A 21,676-nucleotide genomic window follows, 5' to 3' on the forward strand; every position below is an offset into this window, starting at 1 on the left:
CACCGAGCTGCCGAGTTGCCCGTTTGGATGCATCGCTACAATTGGCATCGCCCGCATGGCGGCCTAAAATCCAAAACACCCATCAGTCGCCTCGCATTGTCCGAGGACAACCTGTTGAGGCTCCACAGCTAGTCCACCGGCTTGATCTTGCCGAGCGGGATGAAGCCGAGCGAAGCCTTGCCCTTGACGATCTTGAGCGGCATGGATGGCTCGTTGCCGAGCATCGCCAGGCCGGCAAAGCCCTGCTCGATCTCGTTTTTGTGCTCGGGAACGGCGCCGGCGAGGATGGCGGCCACCGCCTTCGGATCCTTGAGCTTGATCGTCAGATTGGCATCGATCAGGCCGTCCGCGTCGACCGAGATCGGTCCGGACACCGTCACGCGCGCCGTTCCCGACGACAGGTCGAGCTTGGCGATGTCGACCGACTGGCCGCGCAGGCTTTTCGGCGGCGCTGCGATCAGCGCGACACCGTTCTTCAGCGTCGCCTCGCCGTCGCCATCGAGCGCCGGCAGCACGCGGCCGCCGATCGCGTCGGCATCGATTTCAAGATCGCTGAAGCTGCCGGTATAGACGACGTCCTGGTCCTTGGGCGCCAGTTGCCCGGCCGCGTTTGCCGCGTAGAACAATTCGGCCGGATCGGAATCGTCGGCCGGGTCGGTCTGGCCTGACAGGCCTTCAGCCTGCAGCGACACGCGCCTGGGCAGCGGCCAGGACAGTTTGACCGTCGCGTTCAGCTTGTCCCAGTCGATCCAAAGCGGCGGCATGCCCGGCGCCGAGGTTCTGAGCGGGCCCCGCACGTCGGCCACCGGCGACAAAGGCTGCGTGATCTCAGCGACCGCATTGAAGTTGCCGGTGGAGGCGGCGATGTTTTTGGCATCGTCCTGATAGGCCAGGCTGTCGCAGGAAACGGCAAAGCTCAGCGGATAGCCGCTGACGGCAAGGTTGGCGCAGCCGGCGGCGATGCCTTTGGTGCCGAGTTTGGCCACCGCCTGGTCGGCCTCCGTCTTGAGGCGGCCGGCGAGATAGAACCAGCCGGCGCTGTAGAGCGCGAACAACACGACAATGAATGCGGCAAGCCAGAACAGCCGGCGGCGAGGTTTGCGCGATCGCTCGTCACTTGACGTCATGCTGCGGCTCTCGTTAACCCCTCGTGCGGCGAGCGGGCTGTTGTTCTTACGCACAACAAGCGGGGACAGAAGAAACACCTTACCGGTGCGATGTCTTCACTCGAGTGCGATCAGGCTTGGCGATATGGGCGATTTTTGGGTTTTTGGCTATGGGTCGCTGATCTGGCGTCCCGGATTCGCACATGTCGAGACGCGGCGCGCCCGTCTTTACGGCTATCGCCGGTCGCTCTGCGTCCATTCCTTCGTGCATCGCGGCACGCGTGAGAGGCCGGGCCTTGTGCTCGGTCTCGATCGTGGCGGTTCCTGCATCGGCCTTGCCTTTCGCGTGCCCGGCGATTTGCGGGACGAGGTGCTTTCCTATCTGCGCGAGCGCGAGCTGGTAACAAACGTCTATCTCGAGCGCTTGCTCGACGTCCGGCTCGACGGGGCCGGAGGGGACAGAACGGTGGAAGCGGTCGCCTACATCGTCGACCGCGCGCATGAGCAATATGCCGGAGGGCTCGACGCCGGCCATGCCGCGGCGGTTGTTCGCGGCGCGGTCGGCCAGTCGGGCAGGAACGAGGACTATGTGCTCAGCACGGTGGAGCACCTGAAGGCGCTCGGCATCCGCGACCATTGGCTGGAAGAGGTGGGGCTCCAGGTCGCGCCTTCCTGAAAAGCATTTCCGGCGAAAACGGGATCGCCTCCAATGCTCCCTCTCTTTTTTACGCAATCCCGGACGCAAGGCTACGGCTAAGTCGCCGAGCCTAACTGTGCGCTTTTGCTGGAATTGCTCTGGCCCGATCAAAAAGCAAAACCATGCCTTTGACCTTGGTGAGGCACGACCTAGCTTAACCGCAATCCATCTCGGCATCCATCCTTGGGCGGCGTCGAGGCCCATCCCAGCATCACGGAGATCAATCTTGCAGAAACGCCGTCTCGGTCGCACCGACCTTTCCATCGCGCCGCTGGTTCTGGGCGGCAATGTCTTCGGCTGGACCGCCGACGAGAAGACCTCCTTCGACCTGCTCGACCGCTTTGCCGAGGCGGGCTTCAACGCCGTCGACACGGCGGACGCCTATTCGCGCTGGGCACCGGGCAACAAGGGTGGCGAATCCGAGACCATCATCGGCAACTGGATGAAGAGCCGCGGCAATCGCGACAAAATAGTTGTCATCACCAAAGTCGGCTCCGACATGGGGCAGGGCAGGCGGGACCTGTCGGCGGCCTATATCGAGAAAGCCGTCGATCAATCGCTCAAACGGCTGCAGACCGATGTCATCGACCTCTATCTGTCGCATTGGCCGGACCCGGCCACGCCTTACGAGGAAACGCTCGGCGCCTATCAGCGCCTGCTCGAGAAGGGCAAGATCCGCTATCCGGGCTGTTCCAATCTCGATGCCGGGCAATTGCGGGCAGCCCTCGATGTCGCCAGCCTGCGCAGCCTGCCGCGTTATGAGGTTCTGCAGCCTGAATACAATCTGTACGACCGCTCTTCGCTGGATGGGCCGCTGCTCGACCTCTGCAAGACGGAGGGCCTCGGCGTCATCACCTATTTCAGCCTGGCCAAGGGTTTCCTGAGCGGCAAATATCGCTCCAAGGCCGATCTCGGCCAGAGCGAGCGCGGCGAAGACGTGGCCGAGTATCTCAACGAGCGCGGCATGCGCATCCTCGCCGCGCTCGATGCCGCGGCCGGGCGCCATTCCGCCAAGCAGGCGGAAGTCGCGCTTGCCTGGATCATGGCGCGACCGGGTGTCACGGCGCCGATCGCCAGCGCCACGACGCCCGCCCAGATGGACAGCCTGATCCGCGCCGCATCGCTGAAACTTTCCGCCGACGATATCGCCGCGCTCGACCGGGCCAGCGCTTAGCGTTTGTCGAAAGCGGTCGCGCGAGGCTGACCGCGCACGATCGTCCAAGACCTTTGCGGGAACCGCGCGATAATTCCTGCCGTAACGCGGTAGGGATTGGGGTTCGGCATGGCCGGAGACGTTCTGTCTGGAGGTCAGCCCTGGCAGCAATTGCTGGCCCTGATTATTGTTGCGACTGTCGTCATGGGCAGTCCGGGCCCGGCGACAATCAGCGTCACGGCTTTCGGCGCAGCCTTCGGCCTGCGCCCTTCAATGCGCTACACTTCGGGCGTCGTGCTTGGCACGATCGCCGTGCTTCTGGTGGTGGCCGCCGGCCTGGTCGGCGTGCTCGCCTCGATGCCGGGGCTGGCGTCCCTGCTGACCATCGCTTCGGCCGCCTACATTCTCTATCTCGCTTTCGAAATAGCGACAGCGCCGCCGCTTGCCGAAGGCGGAAACGAGGCGGCGCGCCCCACCTTTCTCGGCGGCTTCATGCTCGCCGTCGCCAATCCGAAAGCCTATGTGGCGATCGGCGCCGTGTTCGTCGGCGCGTCGTCAAAGGTCGATGAGCTGGGGCTTTCGACCAAGCTGCTGGTGCTTGCCGCGATGATCGTCGCCATCCATGTGCTCTGGCTTTTCGCCGGAACGATTTTCGCGCGGCTGCTGCGCAATCCGTCGGCGTCGCGGGTCATCAACCTGGTTTTCGCGGCGACGCTGGTGCTGACCACCGCCTTGGCGGCGCTGCGGTGAGTCAGGCCTTAGCCTGTGCCGCCGCGCCAAGCTCCGCCAGCCGCTTGATCGCCGTCGGCGGCATGGGCGGCGGGTTCGGCGCGCGCGCGGCTTCGATCAAAAGCTGATCGCAGGCTGCTTCGGTCTCGCCGATCAGCCGCTGCATGAATTCCTCCTTGTCGAGGCCAGGCGGGATCGGCGGCAGGAAGCGGGCCTTGATGGTGCCGGGATAGCGCATGAACTTGCGGCGCGGCCAGTAGAGGCCGGCGACATGGGCGACCGGCACCACGGGAATGCCAAGCTGGGTGTAGAGCTCGACGATGCCGTATTTGTAGGACGGCTCGGCGCCCGGCGGGCGGCGGGTGCCTTCCGGATAGATGATGAGCTGGCGGGGATTGCGCGCAATCTCCTGCCTGGTGGCGGCGACCACCGCTTTCAGCGCCTTGGAGCGGCTGCCGCGATCGACCGGTATCATGCGCATCTTCATGATGTACCAGCCGAAGAAGGGGATCCAGGTCAGCTCCCGCTTCAGGATGTAGAGCGGGTCCTTGAGGTAGGGGAAGAAGGCGATCGCATCCCAGAACGACTGATGCTTGGGCGCCAGGATGAAGGACCCTTCGGGGAGGTTCTCGATCCCCGTGATCTCGTTCCTGGTGCCGGCGATCTTTTCGTAGAGCCACATCGAGGTGCGCGACCAGAATTTCGGCACGAACCAGGCGCGGTGGCGCGGCGACAGGAAATAATAGGGCGTCCAGAAGATCATCTGAACGATCAGGCTGAGATAGAAGGCGAGGTTGAACGCCAGCGAGCGGATAGTGAGCATGCGGGAAAGAGCCCGGTGTGGAGGTGTGCGTTGGTTACACCAAGCGTGGGCAAAAAGGAAACGGCGCTGTGGTTGAACCCCGCCGCTCCCTCTCTTGTTCGCCGCAATTCCGGACGGCAAACCGCTTCACACTTTTCCCGGAATTGCTTTAAAGCGACCGCGCCAGCCGCTCCTTCAGCCGCGGCGCGGCGAAATCGAGGAAGGCGCGCAGCTTCACCGGCAGCAGGCCCTGACCGGCATGCACGAGGCTGACCGGCCAGGGCGGCGGCTCGAACGGCTCGAGCACCACGCGAAGCGCGCCCGCGCGCACCGCGGCGTCCGCCTGATAGGATAACACCTTCGTCAGGCCGAGGCCGGCGATCGCGGCATCGATTGCCGCCTCGGCGGTGTTGACCTGCAGCCGCGAGCGGACCGGAACCCTAGTTTCGTTCTTGTCCGTGCCGAAGCTCCATGTCGTCGGAGCGGCAAGCCCTTCGAAGGTGATGCAATTGTGGCCGGCGAGATCGCGCGGTTCAAGTGGCGTGCCGCGCTCGGCGAGATAGGCCGGGCTTGCGCAGACGATGCGGCGGATCGCGCCGACGCGCGTTGCGATCATAGCCGAATCCGGCAGCTCACCGATGCGGATGGCAAGGTCGATATGCTCCTCGACCAATTGGGTGATCCGGTCGGACAGCGTCAGGCGGATGTCGACATCGGGATAGGCGGCAAGGAAGGCGGTGACAACGGGCAGCACATGCAGGCGCCCGAAGACGACGGGCGCGGTGATGACCAGCTCGCCGGTCGGGCTCAAATATTCGCCCGCGGCCGCGCGCTCGGCCTCGCTTACCTCATCCAAGATGCGGCGGCAGGCCGCCAGATAGGATTGGCCAGCGTCCGTCAGAGCGAGGCGCCGCGTCGAACGGTTGAGCAGGCGCGTCTTGAGATGCCTTTCCAAGTCCGAAAGCCTGCGGCTGACCGTCGCCAGTGGCAGGCCGACGCGTCGCGACGCTGCGGAAAGGCTGCCGGCCTCCACGGTGGCGACGAACAAGGACATGGCGTCGAGGCGATCCATTCATTCTTCCAGAAAGTGGAATAATAAGTTGCAAATATGCCACCTTCAGATAACCAGCGGAAGAATGCATGTTGCGTGGGTATTCAATTTGAAAGGAATGTCCATGCCCCGCATCCCCACGCCCGAGACCATTGCCGCCGCTCCCGAGGCCTCGCAGCCAATGCTCAAGGCCGTCGAGAAGCAGCTTGGTGTCGCGCCGAATCTGTTTCGGCTGGTCTCCAACAGTCCGGCGGCGTTAGAGGGCTATCTTGCCATGTCGGCGGCACTGGCCAAAGGGCGCCTGCCACCGCCCACGCGGGAGCGCATCGCATTGGCTGTCGCGGAGATCAACGGCTGCACCTACTGCCTCTCCGCCCACACCTATCTCGGCAAGAACCTTGCCCGCCTGGATGATGCGGAAATGGTCGCCAACCGTGCCGGAACCTCCAGCGACCCAAAGGCCGCGGCGGCCGTTCGTTTCGCAGCCAAGATCGCTCGCGACCGGGGCCATGTCGTCGAAGGGGATGTCGAGGCGGTGAGGCGGGCCGGCTATGACGATGCGCAGATCATCGAGATCGTGCAGCATGTCGCCCTCAACGTCTGGACCAATTATATCAATGAGATCGCTGGCACGGAGGTCGACTTTCCGGTTGTTCGCGCCCGTCAGGCGGCCTGAATCCGTCATAAGAGGAATGCCCATGTCCGAAAGCCGCCCGCCGCTCCCACCGTTCAACGCCGAGACAGCCGCGCAGAAGGCACGCATGGCCGAGGATGCATGGAACTCCCGAGACCCGGCGCGGGTCGCGCTCGCTTACACGGCGGACAGCCGCTGGCGAAACCGCTCCGAGTTCCTGCAGGGGCGCGATGCGATCCAGGCTTTTCTCACACGCAAGTGGAGCCGCGAATTGGACTACAGGCTCATCAAGGAGGTCTGGGCCTTTCACGGCAATCGTATCGCCGTGCGCTTTGCCTATGAATGGCACGATGACAGCGGCTCGTGGTTTCGCAGCTACGGCAATGAGAACTGGGAATTCGACGAGCATGGGCTGATGCGGCTGCGTGTCGCCAGCATCAACGATCTGCCGATCAGTGAGGCCGACCGCAAATATCACTGGCCACTCGGCCGCAGGCCCGACGATCACCCGTCGCTTTCGGGGCTCGGCCTTTAGAGCGGTTCTTCGTTTCAAGGAAACACAGGACCGCTCTATCTCTTTGTTTTGACGCAATTCCGGATGGAAAACCGTTCCGCACTTTTCCTGGAATTGCTCGAGAGGAAGCTGCCATGAATGCCCATGCTTTCACCAGCGATGTCGCCTTCACGCCTACGGTCAAGGCCATCCAGTCCCGCAAGGGCTCGCGCGGAGCCTACGCTCGCGTTGAGGAGCGCGGCGGCTGGCGCGCGACGATCACGCCCGATCTCGCCGCCTTCATCGAGGCGCAGACCAGCGTGTTCCTGGCGACCGCCAATGCCGAGGGCCAGCCCTACATCCAGCACCGCGGCGGCCCGGCCGGCTTCCTCAAGATGCTCGATGAGCACACGATCGGCTTTGCCGATTTCTCGGGCAACCGGCAGTTCATCACCCAGGGTAATCTCGCGGACAACGCCCAGGCCTTCCTGTTCCTGATCGACTACACGCTCCGGCAGCGCATCAAGATCTGGGGCAAGGCACGCGTGGTCGAGGACGACGCGGAGCTGACGGCGAGGCTGATGCCGGCAGACTACAAGGCGCGGCCCGAGCAGGCGATCCTGTTCACCGTCACGGCCTGGGACGCCAATTGCCCGCAGCACATTCCGCAGCGCTTCGAGGCGGCGGACGTGGCGGCGGCGCTGGCCGAACGCGACCGGCGTATCCAAAGTCTTGAACAGGAGATCGCACAGTTGCGCGGTAAGTTGTCTGGAGAGGTCTAGCTTAGTTCTTCACCGCGGATGCTTCGGCGATCGCGACGCCCTCGGCGCTCGGGCGGAGCGGAACGACGCCGCGTGCCAGCGCCAGTACATATTTGCTGTATTCGGTGAGCAGCACGCGCAGCGCCTCCGGCTTGGTCAGCCAATTGCCATTGCCGAGTTTGGTGTTGACCACCGGGTAGGGCTCGAGCCGCGCGCCATGCAGCAGCCGGCCCATCTCGAGCAGGCTGCGCGGCATGTGATAATTGTTGGTGACGAGGATGATGCTTCCATAGGCGTGGCTTTCCACCCATTTGGCGCTCTCCTCGGCATTGCCGATCGTGTCGAGCGCGGCGCGGTCGATGTCGACGCAGCAGGAAAACAGCTGCTTGTCACCGCCCATCGCCACTTGCAGCTGGCGGCGGCTGGCCGAGGGGTGAACGCCGCTGATCAACAGCCGCTCGCCCTTGCCCGACGCCAGCAGATCCATGGCGGCGTCGAGCCGCGACTGGCCGCCGGTAAGCACGATGATGGCATCGGCCTTGGCCGGATTGGCCGGCGTCGTCATGTTGCTGACCTTGTCGGCAAACCATCCGAAGCCGCCGGCGAAAAGCGCCAGCAGGGCAAGCACGAAGAAGGAGCAGATACGAAGCGCAAATCTCAGACGCCCGTGCGTTGCAGGCACCGCGCCGCGCGCAAGCGCTGCTGGCATCCGTCCAGCTGTTCCGATCGAATCCTGCGCGTCCATCATCCCCAGGTTAATCCTGAAAACATCCTATGGTTAACTCTGAAATGCGGCCTTTGATAGATAAGGCGGCGCACATTGCGTTACGGCAGCTCCCACTCCGTGATCGTTTTCCTTCCCGAATATAACGGTTTCAGGCCGGCTTTCATTTTGTCCCGCGGGGATCGCATCATGATCAACCCGCATCCGGCTGGCGGATGTCGATATCGCTGAGATAGGCGACGACCGTGGCGTGCGAGGTCGCCGCTGTCAGCGCGCCGATCACCAGCACCATCAGGCCGACGCCGAGATAGCCGGTGGAACCGATGGCGAAATTGCCGAACAGCGCGGTCGCCTGGTCGGCCTCGGGCGTCGCCATGTTGCGCGACGACCACCAGGAAAAGACAATGAAGACCAAAATGGCCGCCGCGCCGCCAGCGGCGGCGCCCTTCATGCCGGTGACCAGGAAATGCCAGCGGAATTCGCGCGCGATGAAGCGGGCCTCGGCGCCGACGAAATGCAGCACTTCGATGATGTGGCCATTGCCGGCCATGGCGCCGCGCGTGGCGAACACCACCGTCAGCACCGTCGCCGACAATATCAGCGCCAGAACGGCAAAGCCGATCGTCACCGTCGTGTGCGCCATGGCGATCAGCCGGTCGACCCAGGTGCGGTGATCGTCGAGCGCCGCGCTCGGCAGCTTGGGCGTGATCGCGGCGCGCATGGCGGCGAAGTCGGGCGGGCTGGCCTCGTCGATGGTGACGACGATGAGCCTCGGCACCGGCAGTTCATCGATGTTGAGGCCGGTTCCCAGCCATGGTTCCAAAAGGCGCGCCGTCGCATCGCGGTCGACGATTTTCGTGCCCTTCACGCCCGGGAACTCGCTGGCGATCTGCGAGGCCTGCGCAAGGGCTGCTTCCATGTCGAGGCCCTCGACCGGCTTGATCTGGATCGTCGCCTCGCGCGAGATCTGGTTTTCCCACACCGAAGCTGTGTCGCGCACCAGCGTCACGGCGCCGAAGGTCAGGCAGGACAGGAAGGTCATGATGGCGATGACCAGCACCAGGGCCCGGCCGGCGATGTTCTGCGCCGGCACGATCGGCGCCATCTTGCGCTGAACGCGCCTCACCGTCACCGTCGTCTCGACAGCTTCGTCATGCAGGTGATCGGCCGGAAGGTCAGTCATAGACGTCCAGCCTTCCGCCAGCGAGAATCATGCGTCGAGCATCGACCTGCTCCATCAGGCCGAGATCGTGGGTGGCGATCACCACGGCGGTGCCAAGCCGGTTGAGCTCGATGAACAGCCGCAGCAGCCGGCGCGCCAGCGGCGGATCGACATTGCCGGTCGGCTCGTCGGCAAGCAGGATCTCCGGCTGCTCGATCAGGGCGCGTGCGATCGCGGCGCGCTGCTTCTCGCCGCCAGAGAGCACCGGCGGCAGCACATGCATGCGGTCGCCGAGGCCGACCCATTTCAGAAGCTCGGTGACGTCGGTGCGATAGCTTGCCTCCTCGCGCCCGCGCACGCGCAACGGCAGCGCGACGTTCTCATAGGTGGTCATGTGGTCGAGCAGGCGAAAATCCTGGAACACCACGCCGATGCGACGCCTGAGCAGGGGCAGCTCGCCGCGCGAGATGCGCGAACGGTCCTTGCCGAAAATGGTGATCAGGCCGCGCGTCGGCTTGAGCGACATGAAGAGCAGGCGCAGCAAGGTCGTCTTGCCGGCGCCGGAGGGGCCGCTCAGGAACTGAAAGGAGCGCTCCGGAATGTGCAAGGAAATGTCGCGGAGGATCTCCGGACCCATGCCATAGCGGAGGCCGACATTTTCGAAGCGGATCACGTTCGGCGACCTGAAACCTTAGGCGGCGTTCCGCCAGCCTGTTCTCTGCCAAGACCATCGGCCGGCATGGTTAATGGTCGGTTAATTTCGGCTCGTTTTCGACGTTTCACAGCGGTTCCGGTGGGGAAGCGTTAACCATTTGCGTTTACCCAAAACAAACGAAGATTGCACTGGGGCCGTAATGGCTGAGGATAGAACCGCGCGCCCTGTTTCCGGCGAAATCATGACCGGCACGGCGGCAAATGCCGCGCCGGAGCGCGTCATGCTCGATGCGCCGGCCGACATCGTCGATGCCGACTATGTGGTGCTGCCTCGTTTCGCTGGCCGTTCGGAACCGATCGCAGCACCACCGCCGCAAACACCGTCCACGCCGTCCATCGAAGGCATGGGCATGCTGCGCAAACCAGAGGTTGCGCCCGCGCGGCCGGCCTCGCGCGGCGGTCCAATCTTCTGGACCGCCGGCGTGGGCGCGGCGCTCGTCGCTTTCTGGGTCTCGGGCGGGCACGCCCTGGTGCGTCAGAGCCCCTTCTGGGCGGCTTCGCAGCCGGGAAGCGCGCTCAGCATTTCCGGCGTGACGTCGCGAATCGATGCCTCGGGGCTGAAGCCCGTCCTGTTCGTCGACGGCGAGGCGGCCAATGACGGTGCAAGATCGGAGTCGCTGCCGCCAATCGAGATACGCGTCACCGACAAAGCCAGCAACGTCATCCGCTACCGGCTGGGGACATCCAGCCGCTCGCTGGCGCCCGGCGAAAGATTCGGCTTTTCCAGCCGCCTCGATGTGCCTAGAAACGGCGTGAAGACCGTCTCTGTAATCTTCGCCGGCTAGGTGCGTCGATATTCAGGTGATGCCGGCCTGCAAACAGCGGTTTCCTGCGCTTCCGGCCTTCGCCGGCCGAAGCACTTGTGAGGGGCGTGGCAGTTGAATTAAGGCTACGGCCGGCGTAGGCCGGTGCTCACGTACCCAAAAGTACGCTCCGCTCCGGTTCTCGGAACCCGCTATTTTCGGCTCGGCCTAACCTGAATCTCAACGCACCTACACGCCTTCGGCGTTGCAGGCGATTTTGAAGGAAAAAGTATGCCAGTTGTGCGCGGCAAGGACATCGAGGTCCTGTTTTCGGCGTCGGCGATCGCCCGCCGCAATCTCGAGCTCGCCAAGGAGATCGCCGGGCGCGACTACCACGACCTGCTGGTGATCTCGATCCTGAAGGGCTCGTTCGTCTTTGCCGCCGATCTGATCCGCGCCATGCACGATGTCGGCCTGTCGCCCGAGGTGGAATTCATCTTCATCTCCAGCTATGGCGCCGGCACCACCAGCGGCGAGGTCAAGGTGCTGCGTGACATCGACAATGAGGTTGCCGGCCGCGACGTGCTTTTGATCGACGACATACTGGAATCCGGCAAGACGCTTTCCTTCACCCGCGACCTCATGCTGTCGCGCGGCGCCAGGAGTTGCGCCATCGCGGTGCTGCTCGACAAGCGCATGCGCCGCCAGACCACGCTCAACGCCGACTATGTCGGCTTCGACTGTCCCGACTATTTCGTCGTCGGCTACGGCATGGATGTCGCGCATGCTTTTCGCGAGCTGCCGTTTGTCGGGATGGTCAAGGGCGACGCATAGGGCGGCGCTGACAAGGTTTCGCGCGACCTTTCGAATTTTCAGAAAAAGTCAACGTTTCCCCGCCATGTATTTCGGCATGGCAAAACTTCTGATCGTCGAGGACGATGAGTCCGTCCGTACCCTCGCCGCCCGCGCGCTGGAGCGTGATGGGCACAGTGTCACCATCGCAGCCGACGGCGCGCAGGGTCTGGCGCTGATCCGGCAGGCGCATGGCGGCTACGATCTCGTGGTGTCCGACATCCGCATGCCGGAGATGGATGGCATCGAGATGGCGACGGCGGCGGCAAGACAGTTCCCGGCGATGAGGATCATGCTGATGACCGGCTATGCCGACCAGCGCGAGCGCGCCGAGGAACTGAACGGCATCATCCTCGACGTCATGCAGAAGCCGTTCACGCTGGCCGAGATACGCGCCCGCGTCGGCCGGGCACTGAGCTGCTTGGTCTGATTTCTTTCACGCCGCATCGCCGGTTGCCGCGAGCGCCGGCATGGCGCTTCGACGCCGCTCGCCGTTGAGCGCGACCAATCCGGCGCCGATGATCAGCGCCGCGCCCAGCACCGTCGTTATGCGCGGCACTTCGGCGAAGAACAGGAAGCCCCAGAGGGGCGACCACAGGATGCCGGTATATTCGAAGGTGGCGACGCGGTTGGCGGGTGCCATCCGGTAGGCTTGCGACAGCAAAATCATGCCGGCGGAGGCGACGAAGCCGCAGGCGGCCATCTTGAGGAAGTCCGGCAGCGCCGGCCATACCCATGGCCGCACCAGGAAGTCGAGGCTCGGATGGCCCGCATGGGTGACGCCGGCAAGATGGAATATCGTGGCGACCGCCACAGCGCCTGAGAGATAGGCACCGTTCTGGTAGAAGGCCATGACGGTGGAGGATTCGGTATCGCCGATCCGGCGCGCCATCAGCTGCGAGGAGCCGTAAAGAAATGCCGAGCCGAGCGACAGCAGTGCTGCCCAGTCGAACAATCCGGCACCCGGACGCAGCATCACCACCACCCCGACCAGGCCGATGAGCACGGTCGTCAGCGTCCGCCAGGAGACGCGCTCTCCGAGATAGGGCCCGGCAAGCGCCATGATGAAAAGCGGCGCCATGAAGTAAAGCGCAATCGCGTCGGCAAGCGATAGAGCGGCGATCGCCAGATAGTAGACGGTGTAGGAGCTGAATTGCATGAAGGCGCGCAGCGTCAGCATGCCTGCCCGCTTCGACAGCAGCGCTTTCAGGCCGACATCGGCCTGGACGATGACGATCAGGATCGGCAGCGCGACGATGGCGCGAATCGCTATCACTTCGGTCACCGGATAGCCGCCCGAAACCGCCTTCACCAGCGGGTCCTGCAACGAAAACACGAGGACGCCCACGCAGAGGCTCAGAATGCCAAGCGCCCTCCGGTTCTGCATGGTCGATCCAGCGAAAAAGAGCCCGCCACCGTTTCGGGCAGCGGGCACGAGTGAGGACTTTTCGAATTGGTCCGCGGCCGAATCTCGCGGCCGCATATCCAATGGGTAAGGCAACTATCCTGCGACGTTTGACATGTTGCAAACGAATTGGAATGATGCCAGCAATCAAACTTTCTTATGGCGACTTCGATGAGGCCCACCCTCGACAGCGACCTCCTGCGCACCTTCGTGGCGGTGGCCGAGACGGGCAATTTCACCAAGGCCGCCGAAAAGGCCGGGCGCACTCAATCCGCGGTCTCCATGCAGATGAAAAAGCTGGAGGACATGGTCGGCGCCAGCCTGTTCGAGCGCGGCTCGCGCGGGGTGGCGCTGACGCGGCGCGGCGGCGAGCTCATCGCCAACGCCCGCCGCATCGTCTCGCTGCTCGACGAGACGGCGGCATCGCTGGTGGCGCCGCCGCTCGGCGGGCTGGTGCGCATCGGGATTCCTGCAGAATACGGCCGCTCGATCCTGTCGCGGGCGCTCGGCGAATTCGCCAAACGCCACCCGCGTGTCGAGGTCACGGTGCGCTACGCCCATTCGGCCTCGCAGGTGAGGGCGCTGGCGGCGGGCGAGCTCGACCTCGCCGTGGTGTTCGAGTGGGAAGGCTTTTCCGGCGGCGAGGTGCTGATGCACGATCCGACGGTGTGGGTGACATCGACGCTGCACCACATGCATGAGGAGCGGCCGGTGCCGATCGCGCTCTACAGCCGCGACGGCTGGTGCCGCGATTTCGCGATCAAATCGCTGCAGCAGCGCGGCCTCGACTATCGCGTCGCCTATACCAGCGACACCAATGGCGGCCTGACGCTGGCGGTCACATCGGGCCTGGCGATCGCGCCGATCTCGCGCAGCAACATCCCGCCCGACTGCCGCGAGCTGACGGCCGCCGACGGCTTCGGCGACATCGATTCCTCCAATGTGGTGCTGCACCGCAATCCGCTGGCGGCCGGCGAAGCGATCGACGGCATGGAGGACGCGATCCGCGAGGCTTTCCTGCTGACCAGGCAGGCGCAGGCAACGGCCAGTCTTTGACGGCCGCCGGTCGCATTTGCCTTGGAGCGTTTCACCGTTTCACGGAAAACGGCGAACCGCTCCACCTCTTTGTTTTAAGCAATTCCGAATGGAAGGCTACGGCGAAGTCGCCGAGCCCAACCGTTTCACTTTTCCTGGAATTGCTCTAGGCCCCCGCACCTCAAGCTCTTTCGTAGAAAGTCAGGCGGTTGCCGAAGGGATCGATGACCGTGACCTCCCTCGTCTCCCACGGCGTCGTCTCCAGGCCCGGCCTGTTGAAGCGATAGTGCTTGGCCTTGAACTCGCGGTGCAGGTCGACGATGCCGACGACCTCGATGCGGACATTGGCGCCGGGTGAGCCGTCGCCGTGGTGCTCGCTCAAATGCAGCTCGCAGCCGTCGCGGGCGATGCCCATGTAAAGAGGCGCGTTGTCGTCGAAGCGATGCTCGAGGCGGACCTCGAAACCGAGGAAGTCGAGATAGAATTCGCGCGCCTTGGCGATGTCGAACATACGCAGGATCGGGGTGACGGTTCCAAGCTTCGGCATGGTGATGCGCGATGGTGTGGTCGAGCTATTTCAGTTCGAGCAGCCGTTCGAGGTAGCTGCGCTCTATGTCCGGGCTCAGCGCGTTGCCGAGGCGCTTGCGGATCGCTTCGAGGATCTGACGGGCGCGCTGCACGTCGATCTCGTCCGGCACCTTGACCGAATTGCCGTCGTCGGGACCCTTCGTGGCGCGCGGCCGGCCGAGCGGGTCGCGGTCGGCATCCTGCTGACGCCCACCCTGCTCGCTGCCGCCCTGGTCGCCCTGCATGGCCTGCATCTGCTTCATCATGTCCTTGGCGCCGCGCCGCAGCGCCTCCAGCGCCCGGCCCTGATGGCCGACCGCCTGGTCGCCTTCGCCTTCGCCAAGCGCATGCTCGGCATCGCCCATGGATTTGCCGGCCTCGCCGAAGCCCTCATTGGGCTGCATGCCCATGCCTTCGAGCCCCTTCTTCAGCTTGTCGAGCTCGCTCTGCAACTGGCCCTGGCCCTCCTGCAACTGCTTCAGCGCGTCGGCGAATTCCTGCGGCGTCATCGGCTTCGGCCGGGCGAGGGGGTCGCGGTCGTCGCCGAAGCCGGGCTTCTGCCCATCCTGCGACTGGCCCTGCTCGCCATCCTCGCCCATCTGCTGGTCGCCATTCTGGCCGCGCTGGCCACGCTGCATCTGGTCGAGGCGGAAGGTGTCGTTCATCATCTCCTGCTGACGGCGCATGATCTCGCCCAGCTTGTCCATCTGCTGGCGCATCTCGCTGTCCTGCTCGCCGCCCTGCTGCTGGCGGCCGGCCTGCAGGTTGTTCATCATGTCCTGCAACTCCGACAGGAGCTGCTGCGCCCGGTCGCGGTCACCGGATTTGGCGAGGTTCTCGATCTCGTCCATCATCCGGTTGATGTCGCTCTGGCGCAGTTCCCGGCCGTTCTGCTGCATCTGCGGGGCGTTTGGGTTCTGCTGCGCGCGCTGGGCGAATTCCTGCAGGAACTGGTTCATCGCCTCGCGCAGTTCCTTCATCGCCTTTTCGAGCTCTTCGTCGCTGGCGCCGTTCTTGATGGCGTCCTGCAGCGCCTGCTGCGCCTGGCGCAAGCGCCGCTCGGCGGCCGATAGATTGCCTTCCTCGATGCCGAGCGCGATCTCCCACAGATAACCCACCTCGTTGCGCAACTGGTCGTCGGTCACGGAGAGCTTCAGCCGGCTCCTCGCGCTCATGATCGCGAGATAATGCGACATGTTGTCGAAGGTATCCTCGGGACGCAGCGTGATCGCGTCCATCAGGTCGAGCACGCGCGGCTTCGCGTTGGTGTCGAGCGCCAGCAGCCGGCGCTGCTCGATCACGGCGCGGGCCAGCGGATTGGAGAACGGCCGCTCCGGCATCACCAGCGTCTTGGTTTCGCTGGTGGCGGTGTGGCCGGCATCGTCGGTGGCGGTGAGCCGCAGCTTGATGGTGCTGCCGGCCCAGACATGCTCGGTCAGGTCCTTGGTCGTCTTGGCCGTGTTCGCCTTGCCGCCGCGGCGCGGCAGGGTCAGCGGCATGTCGGGCGGGCCATAGAGCGGATGCGCATTGGCCGGCGGCGGATCCGACGGCTCGAAGACAGCCTTGGCGGAGGCCGCGCCATAATCGTCGTCGATCTGGTAGTTGAGCTCGATGGCGCCGTTGACGGCGCGCTTCGGCTCGCCGACGAAACGGATCGTCGGCGGCTTGTCCGGAATGATGGCGAACGCCCAGCGGCCGAGATCGTCCTCGCCCGACTTGAGCGTCAGCGTGCCATCGGAGTTCAGCTTGCCGGAGAACTGGCGCACCTTAAGCTGGGCAGCGGCTGGGGTCGCGGTCTGGCCGGCGTCGGGCGTGAGACCCTTCGGCGCGGCCGGCTCGATGGCGCGGGCATTGCCGTTCGTGTCGGCATAGCTCAACGTTTCCTCGCCCGAGCCGCCGGTGACGCGCAGCGAGACGTCGCTGCCCTGCGGAACGCTGAAGGTCTGCGCGGCCTGGTTGACGTCGGCGGTCAAAAACAGTGGCGGCTTGCCGGTATAGGCGGGCGGCGTCACCCAGGCATCGATGCGCGGCGGCACGGTATCGCGCGCGGCGCGGGCGACGAAGCCGTCGCCGATCCTGCCGCCGAAGGGGCCGAAAGAGAAGGCAAAGGCGGTGACGAACAGCAGCCCAACCAGGGCCCGCAGGCCCCAGCGGTCGTAATCCGGCACGCTTGTGCGCGGCAGGTCGGCGCCGAGACTGTAGAGCCGCTCGGCCATGCGCTTCTGGTGCTCGCGCCACAGTGCCTGCGAGAAAAGGCTCTCCGCGCCGCTCGGCCGGTCGGTCTGCACCTGCACGGGGCTGTGCAGCAGCTCGTTCGCGGCCTCGATGCGCCGGTCGACCTCGGCTGTGGATGGAATGCGGAAGAAGCGCAGCGGATAGAGCGCGGCCAGCGCCGAGATGGAGAACAGGATCAGGAGACCGATTCGCGCCAGATCCGGCAAGAGCTGGAACAGGCCCAGCCACGAGACGCTGAGGAAAAGGCCGGCGGCCACTGCCAGCGGCAGCAGCAACGGCCAGCCACGCTCGAAGATCATCGAGGCCCGCGTCGCCAGCCGGCTCAAGGCAAGTCGCCCGGCCAGGCCGCGTTCGCCGCTGGAAATGGGTCGTTCCGTCATCGGCCCTTCCTGCCCGGGCAGGATAGCCCGAGCCTCATGAGCAGAAGAATACCAGCAAACACGGCAAAGGCGAGGCGGGTTCCAAAATCGTGAAGAGCTTCGCCCCGGTTTATGGTCAGAAATTCGCGGGATTTGTGTTGGAACCGCAGACCAGGACGGCCACGCGCTCGCCGGAGGCCGGCGCATAGCGGCCGGAAAGCACCGCTGCGAAGGCAGCGGCCCCGCCGGGCTCGGCGATGATTCGCACGCGGTCCCAGAGCGCTTTCTGGGCGGCCGCGATGTCGCCGTCGCTGACCAGGATCGAGCGCTCGACGAAGGCTTCAGCGATCGGGAACATCATCTCGCCGACACGCTTCGGCGCCAGCGAATCGGCAGCGATGCCCTCGGCCGGCGCGTCGACCGGCTTGCCGGCCTCGAAGGCGCGGTAGAGCGTCGGCGCGCCCTCGGGCTCGATGGCGATGATGCGGATGCGGCCAGCGAACCAGGCGGCGATGCCGCCGATCAGGCCGCCGCCGCCGACGGCGACCAGAAGCGTGTCGATCTCAGGCAGGTCCGCCTCGATCTCGAGGCCGAGCGTGCCCTGGCCGATAAGCGTCTCCTCCTGGTTGAAGGCATGGATCTGCAAGGCGCCGGTCTTTTGGGCAAAATCCTCGCTGGCGGCCAGCGCCTCGGCGTAGCGCGCGCCGCCGACGACCAGCTCGGCGCCATAGCCGCGGATGCGTTCGAGCTTAGCCGGCGGGCTGACCTCGGGCACGAAGATGGTGGCCTTGTGTCCGAGCTTCATGGCGGCGTAGGCGACGGCAGCGCCATGATTGCCGCCGGAAGCGGCGACGACGCCGGCTTCCGGCACCTGCCGCTCGAGCAGGTTGGTGAAGGCGCCGCGCGCCTTGAACGAGCCGGAATGCTGCAGGCATTCGAGTTTCAGGTCGACCGGAAAGGCCGGCCGGCCGAAGTCAGCCATGTCGACGCGCATCACCGGTGTATGGCGGACATATGGGCGGATGCGCGGTTCGACGGCGGCAATGCGTTCGCGCGTGATTGTCCTGCTGTTCAGCATGCGAGGCTCCCTGGGATTGACATCAATTAGTAACTTAGCAAAATGGCTAAATGCAAGAGGTCGACATCTTCAAGGCGATTGCCAATGAGCGCAGGCTGCAGATCCTCGATTGGCTGAAGGATCCGCGCGCGCATTTCCCGCGCCAGGCCGATGGCGATCTGGTCGAGGACGGCGTCTGCGCGCTGCTGATCGCCGAAAAGCTCGGCATCACCCAGGCGACGCTCAGCGAGCATATGCGCGTCTTGACCCAGGCGGGCCTGCTCAGCGCCAAGCGCACCAAGCAATGGATATTCTATCGCCGCGACGAGGACAGGATCGCCGAAGCGAAGGCGCTGCTCCTGCAGAAGATTTAGCGCCAGTAGGGAAGCACTACTTCAGCCAATCGGGCAGCGAGTCCAGTCCGATCATCTCGTCATAGGTCTGGCGCGGCCGCACGACATGGAAGCGGTCGCCGTCGACCAGCACTTCGGGCACCAGGAGCCTGGTGTTGTAGGTGCCGGCCTGCACCGCGCCATAGGCGCCGGCGGTGGCGACGGCGATGAGGTCGCCGGCCTTCAGCCTGGGCAGGTCGCGGTCGAGGCCAATGAAATCGCCGGTCTCGCAGACAGGGCCGACGATATCGACCTTCATGCGCGGCGTGGCGGCCGGCGGCTGCACAACCGGCTTGATGTCGTGGAAGGCGTCGTAGAGCGTCGGCCGGATCAGGTCGTTCATGGCGGCGTCGACGACGAGGAAGTTCTTGGCGTCGCCTTCCTTCACATAGATCACTTCCGAGACCAGGATGCCGGCATTGCCGACGATCAGCCGGCCGGGCTCGAACATCACCTTGAGGCCGAGCTTGGTGATGTGCTTCCTGACGATCTCGGCATAGGCGTCAGGCAGCGGCGGCGGGCTGTTGTCGACGCGATACGGGATGCCGAGGCCGCCGCCGAGATCGATATGCTCAATGGCATGGCCATCGGCGCGCAGCACGCCGACCAGTTCGACCAGCAGCGCGAAGGCGTCGTCGAAGGGCTGCAGCTCGGTGATCTGGCTGCCGATATGGGTGTCGATGCCGGTCACCTTGATGCCCGGCAGCTCCGCCGCACGGGCATAGACCTGGCGCGCCCGCTGCCACGGGATGCCGAACTTGTTCTCGGCCTTGCCGGTCGAGATCTTCTTGTGGGTCTTGGCATCGACATCCGGGTTGATGCGCAGCGAAACCGGCGCCACCTTGCCGATTGCTGCGGCGCGCGCCGAGAGCAGTTCCAGCTCCGGCTCGGATTCGACGTTGAAGCAGAGGATGCCGGCGGTGAGGGCAAAATCCATTTCCCGCGCGGTCTTGCCGACGCCCGAAAACAGGATCTTGCCGGCCGGGATGCCTGCTGCCAAAGCGCGGCGCAATTCGCCTTCCGACACCACGTCGGCGCCTGCGCCTTGCCTGGCCAGCGTCTTCAGCACGGCCTGGTTGGAATTGGCCTTCATGGCGTAACAGACCAGCGCGTCGAGGCCGGCAAAAGCTTGCTTGAAGACGCGGAAATGCCTGGTCAGCGTCGCCGTCGAATAGCAGTAGAACGGCGTGCCGACCTGCTTTGCGATGTCGGGGATCGCGACGTCCTCAGCGTGAAGCACACCGTCGCGGTAATCGAAATGGTTCACGGGAAATGGTCCGAAAGTTGGAGCACGATGAGATCGGGCGATCTCATCGGCTTTAGAGCAAGGGGTCGAGAATAAACTTCTTGTCCTTGACCGGTTTCTCCGGCTCGGGCGGCAGCGGCTGCTTGGCCTTTTCCGCATCCTTGCGCGCCTGAACGGCAGCCTCGTAGGGCGTATCGAGGCCGGCCCTCCTGCCGCAGGCCGTGACGGCGACGACCGCCGTCAGCAGCGCGAGCGTCACCAAAATCCTGCCTCGGGTCATCGATCCATCCGTTCGAAACTGTTTTGTTGTGCTGCCGCTTTTAGCCGAGTTTCCGGCGCATTGCATCCCGGCATTACGCCTTGGCCAGGCGCTTTTTCCAGTAGCGGATCTGCTTCTTCACCTCGGATGGCGCGGTGCCGCCGAAACTCGTGCGGCTCTTCACCGAATTCTGCACCGCAAGCACCGAGAAGATGCCGTCGGTGATGCCCGAATGGATCGAGCGCAGGTCCTCCAGCGACAGCTTTTCCAGGCCGACTTTCTTCTCTTCGGCAAGAGCGACGGCACGGCCGGTGACGTGATGGGCCTCGCGGAAGGGAAGGCCGAGGTTGCGCACCAGCCAGTCGGCAAGATCGGTGGCGGTGGCATGGCCGGCACCGGCGGCCTTCTTCATGGCGGTCGCGTTCACGGTCATGTCGCGCACCATGCCGGTGGTCGCTGCCAGCATCAGGTCGAGCGTCTCGGCGGCGTCGAAGACCGATTCCTTGTCCTCCTGCATGTCCTTGCCATAGGTCAGCGGCATGCCCTTCATCACCGTCAGCAGGCCGACGAGGTGGCCGTTGATGCGTCCGGTCTTGCCGCGCACCAGCTCGGCGGCGTCGGGGTTCTTCTTCTGCGGCATGATCGAGGAGCCGGTGGAGAAGCTGTCCGACAGCCGGACGAAACCGAATTGCGGCGTCGACCAGATGATGATCTCCTCGGCGAGCCGCGACAGATGCGTGCCGCAGATCGCGGCGAGCCCCAAGAATTCGAGCGCGAAGTCGCGGTCCGAGACGCTGTCGAGCGAATTGCGCATCGGCTCGCGGAAGCCGAGCGCCTTCGCCGTCATGTGACGGTCGATGCCGAAGCTGGTGCCGGCAAGGGCGGCTGCGCCCAGCGGGCTTTCGTCCATCCGCGCGATGGCGTCGCGGACGCGCGAAAGGTCGCGGGAAAACATCTCGACATAGGCCATGCAGTGGTGGCCGAAGGTGACCGGTTGCGCGGCCTGCATATGGGTGAAGCCGGGCATCACCGTCGCGGCATGCTCCTCGGCGCGTTCGAGGAACGCGGCGATGAGGTCCTTCAGCGCCCGGGCGACCCGCTGGCACTCCTCCTTGACCCAGAGTCTCAGATCGACCGCCACCTGGTCGTTGCGCGAGCGGGCGGTGTGCAGCCGGCCGGCGGCCGAACCGATCAGGTCGGCAAGGCGCGCCTCGACATTCATGTGAATGTCTTCGAGCCTGGTCGAGAATTCGAAGCTGCCGGCCTCGATCTCTTTCAGGATCGTGTTCAGGCCGTGAGCGATTTTTTCTTGATCCGCAGCCGAAATAATGCCCGTTTGCGCCAGCATCTCGCTGTGGGCGATCGATCCGCGAATGTCCTGTGCATAGAGTTTGCGGTCGAAGGAGATCGACGCGTTGATCGCTTCCATGATCGCGGCCGGACCCGAGGCAAAACGTCCGCCCCACATCTGGTTGCTGGCCTTCTTGTCGCTCATCGCTA

General features: G+C 64.6%; 24 protein-coding genes and 1 pseudogene. 12 read left to right on the plus strand and 13 right to left on the minus strand.

Features of this window, described 5'->3' with window-relative positions:
- Nucleotides 1-132 (plus strand): annotated as a pseudogene (locus AC4FWB_RS08720) (IS481 family transposase); the annotation flags it as partial.
- On the opposite strand, the gene AC4FWB_RS08725 reads toward AC4FWB_RS08720, so the two are convergent.
- Complete coding sequence (locus AC4FWB_RS08725) at nt 129-1,127, minus strand: DUF2125 domain-containing protein (RefSeq protein ID WP_491025583.1); 999 nt, start codon at nt 1,125-1,127, stop codon at nt 129-131. The pseudogene AC4FWB_RS08720 and the gene AC4FWB_RS08725 sit on opposite strands and share 4 nt — an antisense overlap.
- 124 nt (nt 1,128-1,251) lie before the next feature.
- Here AC4FWB_RS08725 and AC4FWB_RS08730 point away from each other — a divergent pair, with 124 nt between their 5' ends.
- The 3 genes from AC4FWB_RS08730 to AC4FWB_RS08740 all read left to right on the plus strand — a co-directional run bounded on the left by AC4FWB_RS08730 (nt 1,252) and on the right by AC4FWB_RS08740 (nt 3,706).
- Nucleotides 1,252-1,782, plus strand: a complete 531-nt coding sequence (locus AC4FWB_RS08730; RefSeq protein WP_491025585.1) for a gamma-glutamylcyclotransferase — start codon at nt 1,252-1,254, stop codon at nt 1,780-1,782.
- A gap of 247 nt (nt 1,783-2,029) precedes the next feature.
- The gene (locus AC4FWB_RS08735; protein WP_491025586.1) at nt 2,030-2,977 is read left to right on the plus strand and encodes an aldo/keto reductase; all 948 of its coding nucleotides are present in this window, start codon (nt 2,030-2,032) and stop codon (nt 2,975-2,977) included.
- Between the two features lie 108 nt (nt 2,978-3,085).
- Nucleotides 3,086-3,706, plus strand: a complete 621-nt coding sequence (locus AC4FWB_RS08740; RefSeq protein ID WP_491025587.1) for a LysE family translocator — start codon at nt 3,086-3,088, stop codon at nt 3,704-3,706.
- 1 nt (nt 3,707) lies between these two features.
- Here AC4FWB_RS08740 and AC4FWB_RS08745 read toward each other — a convergent pair whose 3' ends face one another.
- The gene (locus AC4FWB_RS08745; RefSeq protein ID WP_491025588.1) at nt 3,708-4,508 is read right to left on the minus strand and encodes a lysophospholipid acyltransferase family protein; all 801 of its coding nucleotides are present in this window, start codon (nt 4,506-4,508) and stop codon (nt 3,708-3,710) included.
- 148 nt (nt 4,509-4,656) lie between these two features.
- Nucleotides 4,657-5,559, minus strand: a complete 903-nt coding sequence (locus AC4FWB_RS08750) for a LysR family transcriptional regulator (protein WP_491025589.1) — start codon at nt 5,557-5,559, stop codon at nt 4,657-4,659.
- Nucleotides 5,560-5,662: 103 nt separating this feature from the next.
- On the opposite strand from AC4FWB_RS08750, the gene AC4FWB_RS08755 reads away from it, so the two are divergent.
- From AC4FWB_RS08755 to AC4FWB_RS08765, 3 genes are all read left to right on the plus strand, one after another.
- The gene (locus AC4FWB_RS08755; protein WP_491025590.1) at nt 5,663-6,214 is read left to right on the plus strand and encodes a carboxymuconolactone decarboxylase family protein; all 552 of its coding nucleotides are present in this window, start codon (nt 5,663-5,665) and stop codon (nt 6,212-6,214) included.
- Between the two features lie 22 nt (nt 6,215-6,236).
- Nucleotides 6,237-6,707, plus strand: a complete 471-nt coding sequence (locus tag AC4FWB_RS08760; protein ID WP_491025591.1) for a nuclear transport factor 2 family protein — start codon at nt 6,237-6,239, stop codon at nt 6,705-6,707.
- Nucleotides 6,708-6,820: 113 nt separating this feature from the next.
- Nucleotides 6,821-7,447, plus strand: coding sequence for a pyridoxamine 5'-phosphate oxidase family protein (locus AC4FWB_RS08765; protein WP_491025592.1), 627 nt, complete (start codon nt 6,821-6,823; stop codon nt 7,445-7,447).
- Nucleotide 7,448: 1 nt separating this feature from the next.
- Here AC4FWB_RS08765 and AC4FWB_RS08770 read toward each other — a convergent pair whose 3' ends face one another.
- From AC4FWB_RS08770 to ftsE, 3 genes are all read right to left on the minus strand, one after another.
- The gene (locus tag AC4FWB_RS08770) at nt 7,449-8,135 is read right to left on the minus strand and encodes a YdcF family protein (protein ID WP_491025593.1); all 687 of its coding nucleotides are present in this window, start codon (nt 8,133-8,135) and stop codon (nt 7,449-7,451) included.
- Nucleotides 8,136-8,343: 208 nt separating this feature from the next.
- Nucleotides 8,344-9,333: a cell division protein FtsX gene (locus AC4FWB_RS08775; RefSeq protein ID WP_491025594.1), complete on the minus strand. Its 990-nt coding sequence runs from the start codon at nt 9,331-9,333 to the stop codon at nt 8,344-8,346.
- Entirely contained in the window at nt 9,326-9,985 is a 660-nt protein-coding gene (gene ftsE / locus AC4FWB_RS08780) for a cell division ATP-binding protein FtsE (protein ID WP_027167480.1), read from the minus strand. Before ftsE ends, AC4FWB_RS08775 begins: the two co-directional genes overlap by 8 nt.
- A gap of 181 nt (nt 9,986-10,166) precedes the next feature.
- On the opposite strand from ftsE, the gene AC4FWB_RS08785 reads away from it, so the two are divergent.
- The 3 genes from AC4FWB_RS08785 (at nt 10,167) to AC4FWB_RS08795 (ending at nt 12,051) form a co-directional block, all read left to right on the plus strand.
- A complete protein-coding gene (locus AC4FWB_RS08785) occupies nt 10,167-10,811 on the plus strand; it encodes a hypothetical protein (protein ID WP_491025598.1) in 645 nt (214 codons plus the stop codon).
- Nucleotides 10,812-11,060: 249 nt separating this feature from the next.
- Nucleotides 11,061-11,603, plus strand: coding sequence for a hypoxanthine phosphoribosyltransferase (gene hpt, locus AC4FWB_RS08790; RefSeq protein ID WP_491025599.1), 543 nt, complete (start codon nt 11,061-11,063; stop codon nt 11,601-11,603).
- A gap of 76 nt (nt 11,604-11,679) precedes the next feature.
- Nucleotides 11,680-12,051 (plus strand): response regulator, encoded by a 372-nt coding sequence (locus AC4FWB_RS08795; protein ID WP_491025600.1) that lies wholly within the window; start codon nt 11,680-11,682, stop codon nt 12,049-12,051.
- Between the two features lie 6 nt (nt 12,052-12,057).
- On the opposite strand, the gene AC4FWB_RS08800 is transcribed toward AC4FWB_RS08795, so the two are convergent.
- Nucleotides 12,058-13,008 (minus strand): DMT family transporter, encoded by a 951-nt coding sequence (locus tag AC4FWB_RS08800; RefSeq protein ID WP_491025601.1) that lies wholly within the window; start codon nt 13,006-13,008, stop codon nt 12,058-12,060.
- Nucleotides 13,009-13,197: 189 nt separating this feature from the next.
- On the opposite strand from AC4FWB_RS08800, the gene AC4FWB_RS08805 reads away from it, so the two are divergent.
- Nucleotides 13,198-14,082 carry a LysR substrate-binding domain-containing protein gene (locus AC4FWB_RS08805; RefSeq protein WP_491025602.1) on the plus strand — a complete coding sequence of 295 codons (885 nt, stop codon included), beginning with the start codon at nt 13,198-13,200 and terminating at the stop codon, nt 14,080-14,082.
- A 160-nt stretch (nt 14,083-14,242) separates the two neighbouring features.
- Here the strand turns inward: AC4FWB_RS08805 and AC4FWB_RS08810 are convergent, their stop codons facing one another.
- From AC4FWB_RS08810 to AC4FWB_RS08820, 3 genes are all read right to left on the minus strand, one after another.
- Nucleotides 14,243-14,608, minus strand: a complete 366-nt coding sequence (locus AC4FWB_RS08810; RefSeq protein ID WP_491025603.1) for a glyoxalase superfamily protein — start codon at nt 14,606-14,608, stop codon at nt 14,243-14,245.
- 25 nt (nt 14,609-14,633) lie between these two features.
- Nucleotides 14,634-17,243 carry a TIGR02302 family protein gene (locus AC4FWB_RS08815; RefSeq protein WP_491025605.1) on the minus strand — a complete coding sequence of 870 codons (2,610 nt, stop codon included), beginning with the start codon at nt 17,241-17,243 and terminating at the stop codon, nt 14,634-14,636.
- 115 nt (nt 17,244-17,358) lie between these two features.
- Nucleotides 17,359-18,300, minus strand: coding sequence for a threonine/serine dehydratase (locus tag AC4FWB_RS08820; protein WP_491025606.1), 942 nt, complete (start codon nt 18,298-18,300; stop codon nt 17,359-17,361).
- A 50-nt stretch (nt 18,301-18,350) separates the two neighbouring features.
- On the opposite strand from AC4FWB_RS08820, the gene AC4FWB_RS08825 reads away from it, so the two are divergent.
- Complete coding sequence (locus AC4FWB_RS08825) at nt 18,351-18,653, plus strand: ArsR/SmtB family transcription factor (RefSeq protein WP_491025607.1); 303 nt, start codon at nt 18,351-18,353, stop codon at nt 18,651-18,653.
- 16 nt (nt 18,654-18,669) lie between these two features.
- Here AC4FWB_RS08825 and lysA read toward each other — a convergent pair whose 3' ends face one another.
- The 3 genes from lysA to argH form a co-directional block, all read right to left on the minus strand.
- Nucleotides 18,670-19,938, minus strand: coding sequence for a diaminopimelate decarboxylase (gene lysA / locus AC4FWB_RS08830; protein WP_491025608.1), 1,269 nt, complete (start codon nt 19,936-19,938; stop codon nt 18,670-18,672).
- Between the two features lie 52 nt (nt 19,939-19,990).
- A complete protein-coding gene (locus tag AC4FWB_RS08835) occupies nt 19,991-20,197 on the minus strand; it encodes a hypothetical protein (protein WP_491025609.1) in 207 nt (68 codons plus the stop codon).
- A 73-nt stretch (nt 20,198-20,270) separates the two neighbouring features.
- A complete protein-coding gene (argH, locus tag AC4FWB_RS08840) occupies nt 20,271-21,671 on the minus strand; it encodes an argininosuccinate lyase (RefSeq protein WP_491025610.1) in 1,401 nt (466 codons plus the stop codon).
- Nucleotides 21,672-21,676: the final 5 nt, after the last annotated feature.

It is taken from the genome of Mesorhizobium sp. LEGMi-168a (assembly GCF_058312955.1).

Coding starts and splice junctions, on each gene's coding strand:
- AC4FWB_RS08725 (WP_491025583.1), bottom strand. CDS start 1,127: ATGACGTCAAGTGACGAGCGATCGCGCAAACCTCGCCGCCGGCTGTTC.
- AC4FWB_RS08730 (WP_491025585.1), top strand. CDS start 1,252: ATGGGCGATTTTTGGGTTTTTGGCTATGGGTCGCTGATCTGGCGTCCC.
- AC4FWB_RS08740 (WP_491025587.1), top strand. CDS start 3,086: ATGGCCGGAGACGTTCTGTCTGGAGGTCAGCCCTGGCAGCAATTGCTG.
- AC4FWB_RS08745 (WP_491025588.1), bottom strand. CDS start 4,508: ATGCTCACTATCCGCTCGCTGGCGTTCAACCTCGCCTTCTATCTCAGC.
- AC4FWB_RS08750 (WP_491025589.1), bottom strand. CDS start 5,559: ATGGATCGCCTCGACGCCATGTCCTTGTTCGTCGCCACCGTGGAGGCC.
- AC4FWB_RS08755 (WP_491025590.1), top strand. CDS start 5,663: ATGCCCCGCATCCCCACGCCCGAGACCATTGCCGCCGCTCCCGAGGCC.
- AC4FWB_RS08760 (WP_491025591.1), top strand. CDS start 6,237: ATGTCCGAAAGCCGCCCGCCGCTCCCACCGTTCAACGCCGAGACAGCC.
- AC4FWB_RS08765 (WP_491025592.1), top strand. CDS start 6,821: ATGAATGCCCATGCTTTCACCAGCGATGTCGCCTTCACGCCTACGGTC.
- AC4FWB_RS08770 (WP_491025593.1), bottom strand. CDS start 8,135: ATGCCAGCAGCGCTTGCGCGCGGCGCGGTGCCTGCAACGCACGGGCGT.
- AC4FWB_RS08775 (WP_491025594.1), bottom strand. CDS start 9,333: ATGACTGACCTTCCGGCCGATCACCTGCATGACGAAGCTGTCGAGACG.
- AC4FWB_RS08785 (WP_491025598.1), top strand. CDS start 10,167: ATGGCTGAGGATAGAACCGCGCGCCCTGTTTCCGGCGAAATCATGACC.
- hpt (WP_491025599.1), top strand. CDS start 11,061: ATGCCAGTTGTGCGCGGCAAGGACATCGAGGTCCTGTTTTCGGCGTCG.
- AC4FWB_RS08795 (WP_491025600.1), top strand. CDS start 11,680: ATGGCAAAACTTCTGATCGTCGAGGACGATGAGTCCGTCCGTACCCTC.
- AC4FWB_RS08800 (WP_491025601.1), bottom strand. CDS start 13,008: ATGCAGAACCGGAGGGCGCTTGGCATTCTGAGCCTCTGCGTGGGCGTC.
- AC4FWB_RS08805 (WP_491025602.1), top strand. CDS start 13,198: ATGAGGCCCACCCTCGACAGCGACCTCCTGCGCACCTTCGTGGCGGTG.
- AC4FWB_RS08810 (WP_491025603.1), bottom strand. CDS start 14,608: ATGCCGAAGCTTGGAACCGTCACCCCGATCCTGCGTATGTTCGACATC.
- AC4FWB_RS08815 (WP_491025605.1), bottom strand. CDS start 17,243: ATGACGGAACGACCCATTTCCAGCGGCGAACGCGGCCTGGCCGGGCGA.
- AC4FWB_RS08820 (WP_491025606.1), bottom strand. CDS start 18,300: ATGCTGAACAGCAGGACAATCACGCGCGAACGCATTGCCGCCGTCGAA.
- AC4FWB_RS08825 (WP_491025607.1), top strand. CDS start 18,351: ATGCAAGAGGTCGACATCTTCAAGGCGATTGCCAATGAGCGCAGGCTG.
- AC4FWB_RS08835 (WP_491025609.1), bottom strand. CDS start 20,197: ATGACCCGAGGCAGGATTTTGGTGACGCTCGCGCTGCTGACGGCGGTC.
- argH (WP_491025610.1), bottom strand. CDS start 21,671: ATGAGCGACAAGAAGGCCAGCAACCAGATGTGGGGCGGACGTTTTGCC.